Origin of the sequence: Clostridium hominis, from assembly GCF_014287825.1 — a bacterium.
Taxonomy (GTDB): Bacteria; Bacillota; Clostridia; order Clostridiales; family Clostridiaceae; genus Clostridium; species Clostridium hominis.
Genome location: NZ_JACOOO010000022.1, coordinates 15,820 through 33,703, shown reverse-complemented (window position 1 = coordinate 33,703; position 17,884 = coordinate 15,820). Strand labels below are relative to the sequence as shown.

Here is a 17,884-nt window from a genome sequence, read left to right as displayed (position 1 = left end):
TATAGAGTTTTTCATATTTATTGGGTGGCACATAATATAAATTCCAACAGTTAATTATTTTGAAGGAGAGTGAAAAATGGCAGGTTATAATTCTTTTATATTTGAGGGACATGGAACTAGTGAGAAAACGGGAGCTTATGACCCAGGAGCTGTATATGGAGCAGTAAGAGAAAATGATTTAGTTGATAAAATAGTTACAGTAGCTATTAATTATTTAAAAACTACAGGATTAACTATTCATAGAGATGAAAATAATTATACAGATAATGATTTAGGCGGAAATTCATATACGGCTAAAGCAGGGATATCAGTTCATATTAATGCTGGTGGAGGCACCGGCACTGAAATATTTGTTCCTTCTAAAGAGAAGTATTTAATAGAAGATTTTAAGTTGGTCAAAAATATTTCTGAAGCTTTAGGAGTAACTAATAGAGGTGTTAAGTCTAGAGATTACAACACAGGAAGAATATATATGAGAAATGATGGAGTAGCACTATCATATACGGATTATTACAAAGAAATTAGAGATGCGTGGGGAGTTGGAATATCATTAGCTATAATTGAAGTAGGATTTATTGATACAAGTGATTTGCAAAAGATACAAGCCAATATAGATAATGTTGGATTTTTAATAGCGCAGTATATAGGTAAACTTTGTAAGGTTAATATAAATAAGCCGCAGAATCAAGAAGTTAGTAAAGATACTTATTATAGAGTTGTTTGTGGTAGCTTTAACGATAAAGTAAATGCAGAATCAAGAAAAAAAGAGTTAGAATCAGAAGGCTATTCGGGCGTATTTATAGATGTTTATAAATCTTAAATAAAAAAATAATAATATAACTTAAAACCTGCTTAGGCAGGTTTTTATATTAAAAATACATTTAATATAATTTTATCTAAAAATGGATTGAAATTGGAATAATGTGATATAATATCAGGTGAATTATTATTCGTGAGAGGAGATTTGTATGGGAAAATCAGAAGTATATTTTACTAACCTTAGAACAAATGGAAATATGAATTTATTAAATAAGCTAGAAAGGTTAGTAAAAAAAGCAGGTATTGAAAATATAAATTTTAAAGATAAGTATATAGCAATAAAAATACATTTTGGGGAACCTGGAAATCTTGCATATCTTAGACCCAATTATTCAAAAGTTATAGTTGATTTGGTTAAGAATAGTGGAGGAAAGGTATTTTTAACTGATTGTAATACCCTTTATGTAGGTAGAAGAAAAAATGCACTTGAACATATGGATTCAGCTTATGAAAATGGATATAATCCTTTTACTACAGGATGCCATGTTATAATTGCGGATGGGCTTAAAGGAACGGATGAAGTTTTAGTTCCAGTAGAAAAGGGCGAGTATGTAAAAGAAGCTAAAATAGGTAGAGCTATAATGGATGCAGACATATTTATTTCTATGAATCATTTTAAAGGTCATGAAGCAACAGGATTTGGAGGAGCATTAAAGAATATTGGAATGGGCTGTGGATCACGTGCAGGAAAGATGGAGATGCATAGTAATGGAAAACCATCAGTAGAAGCAGAAAAGTGTGTAACTTGCGGAGCATGTAAGAAAATTTGTGCACATAGTGCTATTGATTTTAGAGAAAACAAGAAAGCTTATATAAATCATGATAAATGCGTAGGCTGTGGGCGTTGCATTGGAGTATGTAATTTTGATGCTATATCTCCAACTTGGGATGAAGCTAATGATGTATTAAATAAAAAAATTGCGGAGTATTCTTATGCAGTAGTTAATGGAAGACCGCATTTTCATATAAATTTTGTTATTGATATATCACCTAACTGTGATTGTCATAGTGAAAATGATATGCCGATAACTCCAGATGTAGGTATTTTTGCATCTTTTGATCCTGTAGCATTAGATAAAGCTTGTGCTGATGCTGTAAATAAACAGATAGTGTTACAAGGAAGCTATTTAGATGAGCAAAAACATAAGCATAATCATGATTACAATGACCACTTTAGAAATACTCACCCAGAGACTGACTGGGAAGTGTGTATAGATCATGCTGTTAAGTTAGGTTTAGGAAATAAGGAGTACAAATTAATAGAAATGTAAAATGTTAAGTGGCAAGTTATAAGTAAAAAAATAGTTATCTTATAACTTGTCACTTTATATTCTTATTTAAGAATAATATTCTTTCCTATAATTATAGCTTTTGAATTTGTACTATGACCAATATCCTCAGTTTTAGCTATAGGAAGATTAGGATTATCTATTATATTTAATACAAGTTCACTTATAGAGGGTGAAATATTATTTTCTTGCATTTTAGTAAATGTACCAAGAATTAACCCTTTTATTTTTTCGAAAGCACCAATTTGCTTTAATTGAGTTAAAAAAGCAGACATAAGAGCAGCTTCTCCACCCATACTTTCTAAAAATAAAATTTTATCAGTAAAATCAGGCATATATTTTGTGCCAGCTAGCTTTAATAGGCAACGTATATTACCGCCTACTACGACACCTTCTAGTTTTTCACCTTGAATAAATTTATAAGAAAAGTTAAATAGTTCATCAGTATCATTAAATAGACTATTTTTAAAGTTTATTTGTTGAACTTCTTTAAAGTCATATATTAGGTTTCTGACTTGATATAGATATGTAGGTATTGAAGCTTGTGAATTAATAGCATTTAATACTGTAGTAACATCACTATAACCAAATACAGGCTTTGGATTTTTAGAAATAAATTCATAATCTAAATATGGAAGAACCTCATTAGATAAATCTCCACCTGATATATCAAATATAGCAGTAATTTCTGGATTTTTATATAAGGTCATAAAGGCATTACCTTTTTCTATAGGGGAACCATTAAATATAGAGTTTTTAGCATAAATATAATTAGAGCATACTGGGGTTAAATCCATAGATTTAAGAGTTTCTATAAGTTTATTTATACTTTCTTGATTTAATGGTGACTGACCATTTGAGCAAGCAACTATACCAACTTTATCACCTTTTTGTAGTAAATACATTTTTTCCCTCCTTAATTTTGAGTAAATTTAATTAATAATAGTATAGTTTAAATTTAATATTTTATAAATTAGTTTTTTGTGCATTAAAAATTATTAAAGAAAATATAAGAAAAGGAGCTGTGTTATGACAGCTCCTTTGTTGTTAAATTATATAAATAGATTTAGTCCAGATTCATCAGCAGCTCCTAAGTAAGAAGCAACTCCTTCAACTTCGACACCGTCTATTAATTCTTCTTTTTTTATTCCCATTAAATCCATAGAGATAGCACATGCAACAATTTTAACATTCATTTTTATAGCATTTTCTATTAGCATATCTAATGAATCAACATTATTTGTTTTCATGATGTGCTTTATCATCTTAGGTCTCATACCACCCATATTCATTTTTGATAGTGAAAGTTTGGTTGTATTGCTTGGAAGCATAAAATCAAACATCTTCTCTATTATATTTTTCTTAACCTTGGCTTTTTTTCTCTTTAAGATATTTAATCCCAGAATGTAAAGAACACGGTAACTTCTTTACCCATTGAAGCTGCACATGTAGCTCACTTTTTATGCTTCATTAGTTATCTGTTGCATTTTTCATATAATTGTTCTTCATTATCAAGTAAGCAATTATAACTCATAAATTAAAATTTAAAGTTTATATAAATCTTGAACTTATTCTAAAATTATTTTAGTACTAATGTTTGTTGTATAAATCATATTCATCACCATTAATACTGTGTTAAATTTCACCTAGTAGTATACATGAAAATATTGGTTATTCTGTACATTCTTATCTTAGCATTTATAAAGTGATATGATGAAAAAGTCTTTAAACTATAGGTGTTACCGTTATGTTTAAGAAACTTTATATTTTTTCACATAGGGCACTTTAGAAAAGATGAAGCATAGCAAGATAATATAAATTTTAACTAACATAATAATTGTTAGTTATAAAAAAATAATATATAATTAATATACTACATTTATATCCAAATTAAGTATATAAATACAAAATATTGAAGTTGATTAAAGTTAGATGTGGATGAAATGATGTGTTTTGTAAGTTTTTGTTATGAAAGTAAATAAATTATACTTTATAATGATAGGATAAAGACTTGCAAAGAAGATAGAAAAATGAAAGGGGGAAAGAGAGAAAAGTTATTGTATAAAAAAGAATATAAGAAAGGAAATTGATATGTATGGGTAAGATAATAAAGGGGAAATTTAAAAGAATTATATCTACAATGGTAGCGTTTACAATGCTTTTGACATGCTTATTACCATCATTACAATCTTTAGCTGCGCCAAAAATGATGGCACACTTAAAATCGGGAAGTGGTAATGGTAATGGACATTTTGGTAGTGAAAACCCAGAGGCATTTCTATTATCAGATGAAAATAATATTACAAATGAGTCAATTAACTTTGAGATGAAATTAGGAAGTGCAAAAAGTGATACAAGATTTCGTTTTGTAACAAAATATGTAGACGATACTCATTGGTCATATGTTGCATATGATGGAGCAACTGGATGGTTTATAGAGTATAAGAATGGTGATAAAGCAGGATATCCAGGACTTACAGGACTGCCAGAAATAAATCAAGATGATATTGTGAATGTAAGTGCAGTCTATAATGAAAATGAACTTGTATTTAAGGTAGATAATAAGACAAGTGGTAATAGTGGAGAAGCTCTAATTAATATAGCTGATTTTATTAGTTTAAAGGATCAGGAAGGAAAAATTGGATTTGGTGCTGCTACATATGGTACACAGTGCACTGACATATATTTTTCTAATGTAACAATTGGAGATACTAATTACACAGATTATAATGCTTGGACATTGTATAAAGAAGGTCTTGCAGGACAGATATGGGAACCATCAGTAGAAGTTTCAGGGGGAGAAGAACCAACGGAACCAACTGAGCAAGGAGAAAAATGGTTTAAAATTACAGGTGGTGCTAATAATGGTGGTGGACATGCGTATGGAAATGCAGCAGCAAAAGCACCAATTCTATTACTTGACAATGATAGAGTAATGGAAGATGCAGGAGAAATTTCTTTGAAAGTAAAACCAAGTAGTAACTGGGGAGTTTTCTATACCTATGTAAACGATGATAACTGGTTATATGTAGGATATGATCCAAGTAGTAAGTGGTATTATCAATATAAGGTAGATGGAAATGGTTCTTATCCAAAGATTCCAGGTCTTCCTGATGTTGTAGAAGGTGAAGATTTACAGATATCTGTATCATTAAGTCGTGAGACTTTATCAGTAACTGTTAATGGAACTACAAGTAGAGTTACTAATCAAGGTTTAATTTCACTTTCTGAGAAAACTTCTGGAAAAGGAAGATTTGGTGTGAAGACAAATGGAGCAACATCAATTTCTTTTGCAGATGTAAAATATAACGGAATAAATGCTATGGAAGATGAGTGGGTATTCGCTGCAGATCGTCAAGGACAGATTGTAGAAGAAAAATATTCAAAACTTGTACCATTGTCAGGAACTGTTATAACAAAGGAAGGAACACCAATTGCAGATGCAGTTATACGTATAGGAATAAATTCAGTTAAAAGTGATGTGAATGGAAGGTATCAGTTTGACGCTTTAGAAGTTGGAGAGTATAGCATTGCTGCTACAAAGGCAGGTTATGAGGCCTATTCTAAGGTTATAAATGTTCAAGAAGATAATAATGTAGTAGATATTATATTAGAAGAAAAGGAATCATTAGATTTAACAGAATATGATATTATTGCATCAGATACAATGAAAGTATATATTGGGAAAACATTCCCTATTGTTTCTAGATATCAAATGCTTAAAGATGGGGCAGAAATAGAAGGCCAATATATGCGTGGTAATGAAACTAAACTTAATACTGTAGAAATTAATGGTATAACAATTGAACCAACTGTTACGGTTGAATCAGAAGGAAAAGATTTCAGAGTATATTCAATGCATGTTGAAAAAAATGAAAATAATATAAATTTAGATATGAAAGTAAAGGTAAGTGTAGAAGAAAATAATTTAACATGGGAAGTAATAGAAATTAATAAGGCAGAAGGCTGTGATAAGATTGCAACTATTAATGTTCCACAGTTAAATCTTCTAACAGTAGATGCTGTAGAAGAAGGTGCTAATTTTGCAGGAGCGAAAGCATCAACAACTACAACTTCAACTGGAGACGTATTTATTGATTTTGAAAATGGATTTATTCCATCAAATACAGATTCATATTTATATGGATTCCTTACAAATGGAAAGTTAAGTGCAGGTCTTTTTAGTAATTCAGAAGCAGAAGGCGATAAACGTGTTGTTAGAAATAATGGTGCAGATACAATGAGCCTTACAAGTGCAGCATGGTATTATGAATTAGGAGATAAAAATGGACAAAATAAAGCGCAAAATTATGAAGACTATCCATTAAGTGATTTACCATGTACAAAAGTAGCTATTGCAGCAGATGAAAATGAAGATGGAGCTATTGATTGGAATGACGGAGCACTTGCATTCCGTGATATTATGAACATTCCTTATGGAGCAGAAGTAATTAAGGATATGGTAAATTATCGTATCGTTATGAACTTTGCAAGTATGGCATCTAATCCATATTTAACAACAGCTGATAATATTAAGAAAGTATATCTTGCAACAGATGGACTTCCACAATCAGTTATGTTAAAAGGATATGGAAATGAAGGTCACGATTCTGCCAATTCAGAATATGCAGATATTGCAGAACGTGAAGGTGGAGTGAAAGATTTTCAAAGTTTAATTGATATTGCACATGATTATAATACAGAAATTGGTGTTCACATTAATGCGCAAGAAGCATATCCAGAAGCAGCTTCATTTAATGAAGCTATGTTACAAAAGCCATTTGCAAATGGATGGGGATGGCTAGACCAGTCTCATGTAATTGATAAGCTTTGGGATTTATCAAGTGAAGCAAGATGGAAGCGTCTTGTACAATTATACGATCGTATAAATGGAACAAGCTTCTATAATAGAGAATGGCCATTAGCAGTAGAAGATTCACAAGGGGAGGTAACTGCTAGTAAAGAAGAAATTAAAGCAGATGCTGAAAATCGTGAAGATAATATGGATTTCATCTATCTTGATGTATGGTATCAAGATGCATGGGAAACAAGAAATGTTGCAAAGGAAATTAATTCCCTAGGTTGGAGATTTACAACAGAGTTTAGTGCACAAGGAGAGTATGATTCTACATGGCAACACTGGTCAACAGATGCAGTTTATGGCGGTGCAAGTATGAAAGGATATAATAGTGATATTATCCGTTTCATAAGAAACGACCATAGAGATTCTCAAGTATTAAATTACCCTTCATTTGGGGGAACAGCAGACAATCCATTACTTGGAGGATTTAGATTATATGGATTTGAAGGTTGGGGTGGAGATAAAGACTTTAACAACTATATTTTAGAAACATTTAATCAAAATCTACCTACTAAGTTTTTACAAAATTACTATGTAACAGATTGGGAAAATTATGAAGAAGGACAATCACCTGTAGGAAATCATGAAAAACAAATTACATTAAGAAATGATGCAGGAGATGAAGTTGTTGTAAGAAGAAATGAAGAGCAAAGAAGTGATGATAATATTGAGCGTACAATTACTTTAAATGATAAAGTAGTATTAAATGATGTTACGTATTTATTACCATGGACAGATGAAGATGGAACAGAAAAATTATACCATTGGAATTTAGATGGAGGAAGCACAACATGGGAACTTCCAAATGGATGGGAAGGCCTTGGAAATGTTGTAATGTATGAACTATCTGACCAAGGACGTATAAATGAAGTAAATGTTCCTGTAACTAATGGATCTGTAACTTTAGAAGCTAAGGCAGCAACAGCGTATGTATTAGCAAAAGGTGCTGAAGTTAAAGAACTAAAAAATGATTTTGGTGAAGCTGATTATGTAGTAGATCCAGGCTTTAATGGGTATGCAGCAGGAGAAAAATTATCTTCTGATGAATGGTCAGGGGACATTGACGATGAATCAGTTGTAATAGAAAAGGCAAATACAGGAGATCAAAGACTGACATTTAATAGTCCTTCTGAAGATGTATCTGTAACTACAACTATTTCAGGATTAAAGAAAAATACAAATTATGTAGCAGAAGTATATGTAGAAAATAATAGTGATGAAAAGGCAACTATAGAAGTAAATACAGGAAAAGAAACAGTTTCTAATTACACTGAACGTTCTATTTTAATGAACTATGTGAAATCAGATCAAAAGAATGGAAGTAAAATGCAACGTATGCAAATTTCATTCAAAGCTGAAAAGGATACAGCAGAATTAACTTTATCTAGAGCAGCTGGAGAAGGAGCTACTTATATGGATGATATTCGTATAGTAGAAAAGACATTAAATAACTTCCAAGAAGATGGAACATTTAAGCAAGATTTTGAAACAGTAGTACAAGGGTTATATCCATTTGTATTAAGTTCTGCACAAGGAATTTCAGATCCAGGAACACATTTATCACAATTAAATGAACCATATACACAAGCTGGATGGAATAATAGAGTAATTGATGATGTAATTGAAGGAAATTGGTCAGTAAAACATCATAGTAGGAATACTGGAATAATATATCAAACACTTCCACAAAACTTCCGTTTTGAACCGGGTAAAGTATATAATGTAGAGTTTGATTATCAATCAGGCCCAGATAAGGGATATGCTATGGTTATTGGAGATGGAGTGAACTATACAGCTCCTTCAGAAGATCAATATCTTGAGGCAGCTCATGGAGAAACTAAGCATGTAGAAATGCAAGTAATTGGTAATGGAAGCGGACAAACTTGGATTGGTCTTTATCAAAATGCAAGTAAATCAGGTGAGGGTTCTATGGGACAAACAGATTTCACTTTAGACAACCTTGTAATTACAGAAGATAAAGATGCTTTTGCAGTTACATTATCAAGTACAAATCTTTATAAGGGTGAGACTTCTGAAATATATGGAAGTGGTCTAGATAAAATAGAGTGGAATTCAAGTGATGAAAAAGTAGCAGTTGTAGATAAAGATGCTAATGTTGTAAAAGCAGTAAAGGAAGGAAGTGCAACTATTACAGCAACACTTCCAGATGGAAAAGAAGTTGTATTTGAAATGAACGTTATTGGAGATGTTGTAATAGATATTTCAAGAGAAGAATTTAGTGAAATAAGTTCTAGTGCAAATACAGAACAAGCAACAGGAGAACCAGAAGGAAGTGGAGTAGCTTCTGCAGCTTCAGATGGAAACTCTTCTACCTATTGGCATTCAAGTTGGAATGGATTTACTGTAAGTAAAGAAAATCCAGCTATCCTAACAGTAGATTTAGGAAAAGAAATGAAAATTGGTGGATTTAAGTTCCAACAAAGACCAAGTGCAAACAATGGTATTGTACAACAATTTAAATATGAAGTATTAGATTCAGAAGGAAATGTTTTAGAAGCTTCAGATTCTATTACTGTTTTAAGTTCAGAGATGCAAGGTGGAGCATGGGTAACTGCTAAATTTGAAGAAACACTTAATGCAAAAACAATTAAGATCTATGTAGAAAAAGGTCAAGGTAATTTTGCAGCAATATCAGAAGTTGTACCAATTAGTATACAAAAGGTTGCAGACACAGCAAGCTTAGAAGATGTAACAATGAATATAGGCGGAAAAGTAACCTTAATTCCAACTCATCCAGAAAATACTGTTCTAAAAGGTATTGTATGGAGTTCTTCTGATGAAAATATAGTAATAGTAAATCAAAATGGAGTTGTAACAGCAGTAAAAGCAGGAACTGCTAAGGTTAAAATAACAAATGCAGCAGGGCTAATGGCAGAGGCTACAGTAACTGTTGAAAAGAAGAAATTAGATTATACTGAATTAGAAAAGGCTATAGAAAATTCAGAAAATCTTGATTTAACTAAGTATGAAGATGGAGCTGAAAAGGATGCATTTGTAAAAGCATTAGAAGATGCAAAAGCATTAATTAATAGTGCAGCTTCACAAGAAGAAATCGATAATGCAGTTAAAACTCTTACAGAAGCAAAAGCAGCATTAAAATTACTAGACGAAGTAGAGAATGTTGACAGAAGTGAATTAGGAAATATAATTGCAGAATACGGAAAGATTGACTTAGATAAATATAAAGATGGAGCAGAGAAAGATGCCTTTATAAATGCATTGAAAGCAGCAAAAGATGCATATAATAATGCAACTTCACAAGAAGAAATCGATAATGCAGTGAAAATTCTTACAGAAGCAAAAGCAGCATTAAAATTACTAGACGAAGTAGAGAATGTTGACAGAAGTGAATTAGGAATTGTAATTGCAGAATACGAAAAGATTGACTTAGATAAATATAAAGATGGAGCAGAGAAAGATGCCTTTATAAATGCATTGAAAGCAGCAAAAGATGCATATAATAATGCAGCAACACAAGCAGAAGTAGATAAAGCTCTATCAGCATTAAAGACAGCTAAAGGTAATCTAGTAGAAGTAGCAATAGAAGTACCAGAAGTTTCTAAGGTGGATAAATCTAAGTTAGAGAAGTTCTACAAAGAAATAGTACAATATTATAAAGAAGCAAATCACTCGAAAGAAAACTGGGTAAAATACCAAGACTTATTAAAAATAGCTGATAAAGTTATTAATGATAAAGATGCAACACAAGAAGAAGTAGATAATGCTTTAAATGCTCTTGTTAATATTACAAAATTAATGAATGAGGAACTTGGTAATCCTTCAACGGTTCCAGAGTTGCCAGAAACAGGGGATGAAACTCATGTGAATATATTCATTATTGGATTAGTAATTAGCATACTTGGAGTTTTTGTATTAACTTACAAGAAAAAGAAGTATGAAAATTTAATCTAAATTGATATAGGTATAGATGAAGGGTATGTATGGAATTCTTAATAGAAAGCCATATATACCCTTCTCTTATTTATTCCTTGGAAATTTATAAAAAAGTTTCTTGATTGCTATTGTATACCCATCTTCTAAATTACTTTCAGAACAATCATATATTAGCTTTGTTTTATTAAAATATATAAATTATAAGAGCTAGAATAATGATGAACATTACATAAATATTAACAAAAGAGACAGTAAAATAAATAAAGATTTATTTTAAGATGCTAGTAAAGTTGCTAAAAATCATAAGTAAACAGTAGTTTTATGCAAGTGCTAAGGTGTCCAAGGCATAAAAACAAAAAAAGTCAAACGTGAAAACCTAGTGTTTTCAACGCTTGACTTTTTGCGTTTTGGTAAATGGTGCCGGCAGAGGGAATCGAACCCTCACGGTTTCCCGCATGATTTTGAGTCATGTGCGTCTGCCAGTTCCGCCATGCCGACTTAATAACTTACAGTAGTAATGTTAACATATACCATATAATATTGTCAATATTTTTATATATGTATAAATAGTTAAAAGGTATTTAGTTGTTTTTATAAAGTATAACGTTACTAGGAACTATTTGTAGTAATTTGCAATATATTGTTTATAAGTAGAACTATGTGTATGTAGAAAGGGAAACAAAGGTATGGAGTGGTTTATGGATTTAAATCCAGTTTTACAAGGATTGTTTGCAACAATTTTTACATGGGCGGTTACAGCATTAGGAGCAGGTTTAGTATTTTTCTTTAAAAGTGTTGATAGAAGGATATTAAACACTATGTTAGGTTTTGGTGCAGGAGTAATGGTAGCGGCAAGCTTCTGGTCATTATTAAATCCTTCTATAGAGTTATGTGCAGAACTTGGGTATAGTGAACTTATTTTACCTGCAATTGGCTTTTTTGCTGGAGGCGTGTTTATTATATTAGCTGATAAAATGATGGACAAGTATTCATATGGTGTTATTACCAAACGGGATGAAACAAGTGTTGATTCAGTAGCTAAAAAATATAAAAAGAGTATTTTATTAGTTACTGCTGTTACGCTTCATAATATACCAGAGGGGTTAGCTGTAGGAGTAGCCTTTGGAGGGGTAGCAGCTGGAATTCCAAGTGCATCAATAGGTGCAGCTATTACATTGGCATTAGGTATAGGGCTTCAAAATTTTCCAGAGGGAGCAGCTGTATCACTTCCATTAAGAAGGGATGGATTATCAGTAGGTAAAAGCTTTTTTTATGGGCAATTGTCTGGGCTAGTAGAACCTATAGCAGGAGTTTTGGGTGTTGTTGCAGCTATAACAGTAAGAAGTATGTTACCTTTTTTCTTAGCTTTTTCAGCAGGAGCTATGGTGGCTGTAGTAGGTTCAGAATTGTTGCCAGAAGCATCTATAGAAAATAAAAGTTTGACAACAATAGGATTAATACTTGGCTTTATAACAATGATGGTATTAGATGTTGCATTAGGATAAAGTAAAGAGAAGTATGAAAAAAGTGGTTAATGCCACTTTTTTTAGTATTTAAATTGAATTATTATAGAAAAAAATATAATATATTCTTGTTACATAGTCTTACATCTGTTATTATATTAGATGTAGGATAGATTTATCCCATAGGGATGGATTTTGACCCAGTTATTAAATTTGGCTTTAATCGGACAAGCTGAATGATTTATAAATTAGGGAGGAGAAATATAATATGATGTATTCAAAAGAAGTTGAAGAAATGTGCGTTGTTGCTAAAGGCGCAAATCATGCATGTGCTCCAATTCCAGTAGAAGGAAGATGGGTACAAGCTACTCAAATATCAGACATTTCAGGATTAACTCACGGTATCGGATGGTGTGCTCCACAACAAGGTGCTTGTAAGTTAACTTTAAATGTTAAAGATGGAGTTATCCAAGAAGCATTAGTTGAAACTGTAGGATGTTCAGGTATGACTCACTCAGCTGCTATGGCTTCAGAAATATTACCAGGAAGAACTATATTAGAAGCTTTAAACACAGACTTAGTTTGTGATGCTATAAATACAGCGATGAGAGAATTATTCTTACAAATCGTATACGGAAGATCTCAAACTGCTTTCTCTGAAGGTGGATTACCAATCGGAGCTGGTTTAGAAGATTTAGGTAAGGGATTAAGATCTCAAGTTGGTACTACTTACGGAACTTTAGATAAGGGACCAAGATACTTAGAAATGGCTGAAGGATACATTACTAAAATCGCTTTAGATGAAGATAATGAAATCATTGGTTACAAGTTCGTTCACTTAGGAAAAATGATGGAAATGATCGGTAAGGGAATGGATGCTAATGAAGCATTAGAAAAAGCTGCAGGACAATACGGAAGAGTTGCTGACGCTGTTAAATTAATCGATCCAAGACACGAATAATTTGTAAGGAGGAATTAAATCATGGCATTATTTGAAAGTTATGAAAGAAGAATAGGACAAATCACTCCAGTATTAGAAAAATACGGAATGAAAACATTAGAAGATGCTAAGGCTGTATGTGATGCATACGGAATAGATCCATATACAATTGTTAAAGAAACTCAACCAATCGCATTCGAAAATGCTGCTTGGGCTTACGTTTTAGGTGCTGCAATCGCTATAAAGAAAGGTTGCACAAAGGCTGCTGATGCTGCTGAAGCTATTGGAGAAGGGTTACAAGCTTTCTGTATCCCAGGATCTGTTGCTGATGACAGAAAAGTTGGATTAGGACACGGTAACTTAGGAGCTATGCTTTTAAGAGAAGAAACTAAATGTTTCGCATTCTTAGCAGGACACGAATCATTCGCTGCTGCTGAAGGTGCAATCAAAATAGCTGAAAAAGCTAACAAAGTAAGAAAAGAACCATTAAGAGTTATCTTAAACGGTCTTGGAAAAGATGCTGCTAAGATAATTTCAAGAATCAATGGATTCACATATGTTGAAACTAAATTCGACTTCTTCACAGGAAAATTAGAAGTTGTTCAATCAAAAGCATACTCAAACGGTCCAAGAGCTAAGGTTAACTGCTACGGTTCAAACGACGTTAGAGAAGGTGTTGCTATAATGCATCACGAAGGTGTTGACGTATCAATCACTGGTAACTCAACTAATCCAACAAGATTCCAACATCCAGTTGCTGGAACATACAAAAAAGAATGTATCGAATTAGGTAAGAAATACTTCTCAGTTGCATCAGGTGGTGGTACTGGAAGAACTCTTCACCCAGATAACATGGCTGCAGGTCCAGCTTCTTACGGTATGACTGATACTATGGGAAGAATGCATTCAGATGCTCAATTCGCTGGATCATCATCAGTTCCTGCTCACGTAGAAATGATGGGATTAATTGGTGCTGGAAACAACCCAATGGTTGGTATGACAGTTGCTGTTGCAGTTGCTGTTGAAGAACACGCAAAATAATAAAATCTTAGTATAAGATTTTAACTTAAATATGTAGAACACATTATTATGAGTATATCATGATAATGTGTTCTATTTTTTTTATTTTCTATTTTGTTAAGCTTTAATTAAGAATTATATATTATATTAAGAGGGGAAGTTAGTTAATTAACATATATTAAGTAAAGAATTTGATAAGTCTAAATAACCTTTTTTTTTCATATTAATTATAAAATATGTTTTTAGAAGGTAGTTGTGATGAAAAAGATTATAAAGTTACAGATAATATATGTGGCAGCTTTTGCTGTGTTGATAATATTATTATGTCCATGTATTAGTGAGGTATATAAAGATAATAAAATTTCAGTTGATAATATGATAAGTGAATTAAAGGTAAAAGATATGGAAGAACCTTTATATTTTAATATAGAATCAACATTAGAAAGGCTTCCAGAAGAGTTGATTAGAAGATTATATGAGATAGGTGTAACAATAAATACAACAGATGACATAGGAGAATATAGTAAATATGGAAGAGTTACTTCTAAGTATTCCCATAGAAATAAAGCTATTACAATACAGAAAACATATAGTAATGAGGTAGTTTTACTTCATGAAATAGGACATGCTATAAGCTATAATGAATTACCGTTTATAAAAATATCTGATACATACCGATTTAAAAATATTTATGAAAACGAAAAGGATTTAATATTTCCAGATGGTGAAAAATTTTATTATCGCAATTTTAATGTTAAGTATGAATATATAAAAGTAAATTCAGAAGAGTATTTTGCACAGTGTTTTTCTATGTATGTTTTAGGCACTTTGCCAGAGGAGACAAAAACATATAAGTTCTTTGAAAAATATTTTAAAGAAAACGATATAAAAGATGAATATTGAAGTTTTTTTAGTTAATAATTTAGAATAATAATAAAAATTTATGGAATATATTGTTAAAATGAATATGATATAGTAGGAGAAAATTTATATAGTTCTATTAATTATAAGAAGAGGAGTGATAACTAAGTGTGGAAATATATATTAGTTAGTATTTTTTTACTAGTGGTTGCAATTATAGCTATAGTTAGAGTAACGACTTCTCAAAGATATAATATTTATAAAAAATATAAGAGAATGATAAATTTCTATAAGGAAAGATTTTCTAACGATATAAGTAACGAGCTTGTATATCAATATATAAGTGATATTGATGGATTACCTAAGATTAACAATAATACTGAATATATGAATACTTTTATTGAGTTTTATAATTTAATTTATGGGGATAATAAAATAAGTGATGATTTGAAGTTTCAATTAAAGGTGTCTTTAAATCTTAAAGGTATTCGAGTTTAGGAGATATAAATATAAGGCTATTTTAGTTACTAAGTAGCCTTTTTAAGTTTGGAAATTTTTATTATTATAAATAACTTTACTTAATAAAAGTAGATTAATATTTTGATATAAAATTGACACTATTTTATAGTATAATATAGAAGTAATTAATAATTAGGATAATTGCCAATGAGGAGAGGTAAAAAATAATGGAAAGTTTTATTTTAAATAGAGTTAATTTAACTGTTGACAATTATAAATTTGCAAGAATGGAATTAAGAAATGATGGAGATTTATTAAATCATTTTGCATCATTAGTATTTTCGCATTATGAAAGTGAAATACCAGTTGAAAGAGTTAGAGAAATCAGAAAATATATAAAAGCAACAACTCCTAGGATGTCTATTTTTAGAGGAGATATATTATACTTAATATCTATACTAATTGCTTCTCTAGATAAAAATATAGAAGAAGAATTAATACAAAGCATGTTTGAATATATGAATCTTTTAGAGGAGCATTTTCTAGAAGGAGCTCACTTAGCGCTTACTGCATACGTTTTAGCTAGATATGGAAGAGATAGAGATAAAGAAGAAATAGTAAAAAAGACAGTAGAAGTTTATTATGTATTAAAAGAAAAGTATTATAATATAACTCAAGATGATGATTATCTAGTTTGTGCATTATGGGCATTAAATGATATAGAAGCAGAGGTTATAAATGATTTTGTAGATAATGTTTTTGAGCATATTGCTGATGCTAATATTAGATCAAAAAATGGAATACAAGGGTTAGCCAATGCAATACTTTTAAATGGATCATCAGGCCATATGTACAGAAGTGTAGAATTTATTCAACAATTAGAAAAGAGAGATATAAAAATTGCTAATCAGTTTTTACCACTTATAGGAATACTTTATAACATTAATCCGAGAAGAAATGTAGATTTAGTAGAGGGTGTAATAGACGAATTATGTGATCAAGAGTATGAATATGAGTATTATATAGATAAAGGATTTAGAACAATAATTGCAATTTCAATAATTGCTTTTTGTAATGATTCTGAAAAAAAATTATATATAGATGAATTATTAGCACATGGAATATTATCTTTTATTAATAGTAAGAATAAAAGTATGTTCTCAGAAGTACTAAATTAGGTGATAGACATGGACAAGATAATATTACACGTTGATATGGATGCTTTTTTTGCATCAGTGGAGCAAAAAGATAATCCAAAGCTTAAAGGTAAGCCTGTAATAGTGGGGGGAGTAAGTGAAAGAGGTGTAGTATCTACATGTTCATATGAGGCAAGGAAATACGGTGTAAAGTCTGCAATGCCTATATTTATGGCTCAGAAGTTATGTCCACAGGGAATATATTTAAGAGGAAGGTATTGGAGATACAAAGAAGTATCTGCACAAATTTTTAATATATTTAGGGAGGTCACACCCTTAGTAGAGCCGCTTTCAATAGATGAGGCATATTTAGATATTACCAATAGTAAATTTAAAGATTATAAAGAAGCAGCAATATATATTAAAAGAAGAGTTTATAAAGAAGTAGGATTGACCTTATCTATAGGGATATCATATAATAAATTTTTAGCAAAACTTGCCTCGGATTGGAATAAGCCAAATGGAATTATGATTATAACTGAGGATATGATTCCAGAAATATTAAAACCTTTACCTATATCAAAAATATACGGACTTGGACAAAAGTCTGTTAGACGATTAAATAATATGGGATTATTTAAAATTGAAGACTTATATATTCATCCTAAAGAATTTTTTGTAGAGTATTTTGGAAAGTATGGAATAGATATTTATAACAGAATTAGAGGGATTGATGATAGAGTCGTTACACCTAATAGGGATAGAAAATCCTATGGAAAAGAAACAACCCTAAAGTTTGATACAGATGATAAAGATGAATTATCAAACTATCTTAAAAGTTTTAGCACTCAAATAAGTAGTTATTTAGAAGAAAAGAATATATTTATAAAGACTATTACAGTTAAGTATAAAACTAGTTCTTTTATAAATCATACTAGAAGTAAAACTTTAACTCACTACATAAATAAAGCTGAAGATATTTATAATATAGCTATTGAGATAATAGAAGAAGAGGTCTTTAGTGAACCTATTAGGTTAATAGGTTTAACAGTAAGTAGTATAAAAGAAGAAAAGGTTGAACAACTAACTTTATTTTAAAATTTGTTAGATTATACGGTATA

Annotated in this window: 11 protein-coding genes, 1 tRNA gene and 1 pseudogene; 10 read left to right on the top strand and 3 right to left on the bottom strand. The window is 30.9% G+C overall.

Features of this window, described 5'->3' with window-relative positions:
- Window positions 1-76: 76 nt before the first annotated feature.
- On the top strand, window positions 77-820 hold the full coding sequence (locus tag H8S20_RS10815) for an N-acetylmuramoyl-L-alanine amidase (RefSeq protein WP_186860111.1): 744 nt from the start codon (window positions 77-79) through the stop codon (window positions 818-820).
- A 148-nt stretch (window positions 821-968) separates the two neighbouring features.
- The gene (locus H8S20_RS10810; protein ID WP_186860110.1) at window positions 969-2,090 is read left to right on the top strand and encodes a DUF362 domain-containing protein; all 1,122 of its coding nucleotides are present in this window, start codon (window positions 969-971) and stop codon (window positions 2,088-2,090) included.
- A 62-nt stretch (window positions 2,091-2,152) separates the two neighbouring features.
- Here H8S20_RS10810 and H8S20_RS10805 read toward each other — a convergent pair whose 3' ends face one another.
- Together H8S20_RS10805 and H8S20_RS10800 are read right to left on the bottom strand one after the other, a co-directional pair.
- On the bottom strand, window positions 2,153-3,013 hold the full coding sequence (locus H8S20_RS10805) for a S66 family peptidase (protein WP_186860109.1): 861 nt from the start codon (window positions 3,011-3,013) through the stop codon (window positions 2,153-2,155).
- Between the two features lie 147 nt (window positions 3,014-3,160).
- Window positions 3,161-3,561 (bottom strand): annotated as a pseudogene (locus tag H8S20_RS10800) (DsrE/DsrF/DrsH-like family protein); the annotation flags it as partial.
- Between the two features lie 642 nt (window positions 3,562-4,203).
- On the opposite strand from H8S20_RS10800, the gene H8S20_RS10795 reads away from it, so the two are divergent.
- Window positions 4,204-10,902, top strand: a complete 6,699-nt coding sequence (locus H8S20_RS10795; RefSeq protein WP_186860108.1) for an endo-alpha-N-acetylgalactosaminidase family protein — start codon at window positions 4,204-4,206, stop codon at window positions 10,900-10,902.
- A 397-nt stretch (window positions 10,903-11,299) separates the two neighbouring features.
- Here the strand turns inward: H8S20_RS10795 and H8S20_RS10790 are convergent.
- Window positions 11,300-11,382, bottom strand: a tRNA-Leu gene (locus H8S20_RS10790).
- 188 nt (window positions 11,383-11,570) lie between these two features.
- Between H8S20_RS10790 and H8S20_RS10785 the strand changes: the two genes are divergently transcribed.
- From H8S20_RS10785 to H8S20_RS10755, 7 genes are all read left to right on the top strand, one after another.
- Window positions 11,571-12,389, top strand: coding sequence for a ZIP family metal transporter (locus tag H8S20_RS10785; protein ID WP_186860107.1), 819 nt, complete (start codon window positions 11,571-11,573; stop codon window positions 12,387-12,389).
- A gap of 226 nt (window positions 12,390-12,615) precedes the next feature.
- Window positions 12,616-13,308, top strand: a complete 693-nt coding sequence (locus tag H8S20_RS10780) for an iron-sulfur cluster assembly scaffold protein (protein ID WP_032117941.1) — start codon at window positions 12,616-12,618, stop codon at window positions 13,306-13,308.
- Between the two features lie 21 nt (window positions 13,309-13,329).
- Entirely contained in the window at window positions 13,330-14,328 is a 999-nt protein-coding gene (locus H8S20_RS10775) for a GGGtGRT protein (protein ID WP_032117942.1), read from the top strand.
- 237 nt (window positions 14,329-14,565) lie between these two features.
- Window positions 14,566-15,210, top strand: coding sequence for an anthrax toxin lethal factor-related metalloendopeptidase (locus tag H8S20_RS10770; protein WP_186860106.1), 645 nt, complete (start codon window positions 14,566-14,568; stop codon window positions 15,208-15,210).
- 126 nt (window positions 15,211-15,336) lie between these two features.
- Window positions 15,337-15,666 carry a hypothetical protein gene (locus tag H8S20_RS10765; RefSeq protein WP_032117944.1) on the top strand — a complete coding sequence of 110 codons (330 nt, stop codon included), beginning with the start codon at window positions 15,337-15,339 and terminating at the stop codon, window positions 15,664-15,666.
- A gap of 188 nt (window positions 15,667-15,854) precedes the next feature.
- Window positions 15,855-16,805 (top strand): DUF4003 family protein, encoded by a 951-nt coding sequence (locus tag H8S20_RS10760; protein WP_032117945.1) that lies wholly within the window; start codon window positions 15,855-15,857, stop codon window positions 16,803-16,805.
- 9 nt (window positions 16,806-16,814) lie between these two features.
- Entirely contained in the window at window positions 16,815-17,861 is a 1,047-nt protein-coding gene (locus tag H8S20_RS10755; protein WP_032117946.1) for a DNA polymerase IV, read from the top strand.
- Window positions 17,862-17,884: the final 23 nt, after the last annotated feature.

Excerpts from the sequence above, each read along its gene's own strand:
- H8S20_RS10815 (WP_186860111.1), top strand. The coding sequence starts at position 77 with ATGGCAGGTTATAATTCTTTTATATTTGAGGGACATGGAACTAGTGAG.
- H8S20_RS10810 (WP_186860110.1), top strand. The coding sequence starts at position 969 with ATGGGAAAATCAGAAGTATATTTTACTAACCTTAGAACAAATGGAAAT.
- H8S20_RS10805 (WP_186860109.1), bottom strand. The coding sequence starts at position 3,013 with ATGTATTTACTACAAAAAGGTGATAAAGTTGGTATAGTTGCTTGCTCA.
- H8S20_RS10795 (WP_186860108.1), top strand. The coding sequence starts at position 4,204 with ATGGGTAAGATAATAAAGGGGAAATTTAAAAGAATTATATCTACAATG.
- H8S20_RS10785 (WP_186860107.1), top strand. The coding sequence starts at position 11,571 with ATGGAGTGGTTTATGGATTTAAATCCAGTTTTACAAGGATTGTTTGCA.
- H8S20_RS10780 (WP_032117941.1), top strand. The coding sequence starts at position 12,616 with ATGATGTATTCAAAAGAAGTTGAAGAAATGTGCGTTGTTGCTAAAGGC.
- H8S20_RS10775 (WP_032117942.1), top strand. The coding sequence starts at position 13,330 with ATGGCATTATTTGAAAGTTATGAAAGAAGAATAGGACAAATCACTCCA.
- H8S20_RS10770 (WP_186860106.1), top strand. The coding sequence starts at position 14,566 with ATGAAAAAGATTATAAAGTTACAGATAATATATGTGGCAGCTTTTGCT.
- H8S20_RS10760 (WP_032117945.1), top strand. The coding sequence starts at position 15,855 with ATGGAAAGTTTTATTTTAAATAGAGTTAATTTAACTGTTGACAATTAT.
- H8S20_RS10755 (WP_032117946.1), top strand. The coding sequence starts at position 16,815 with ATGGACAAGATAATATTACACGTTGATATGGATGCTTTTTTTGCATCA.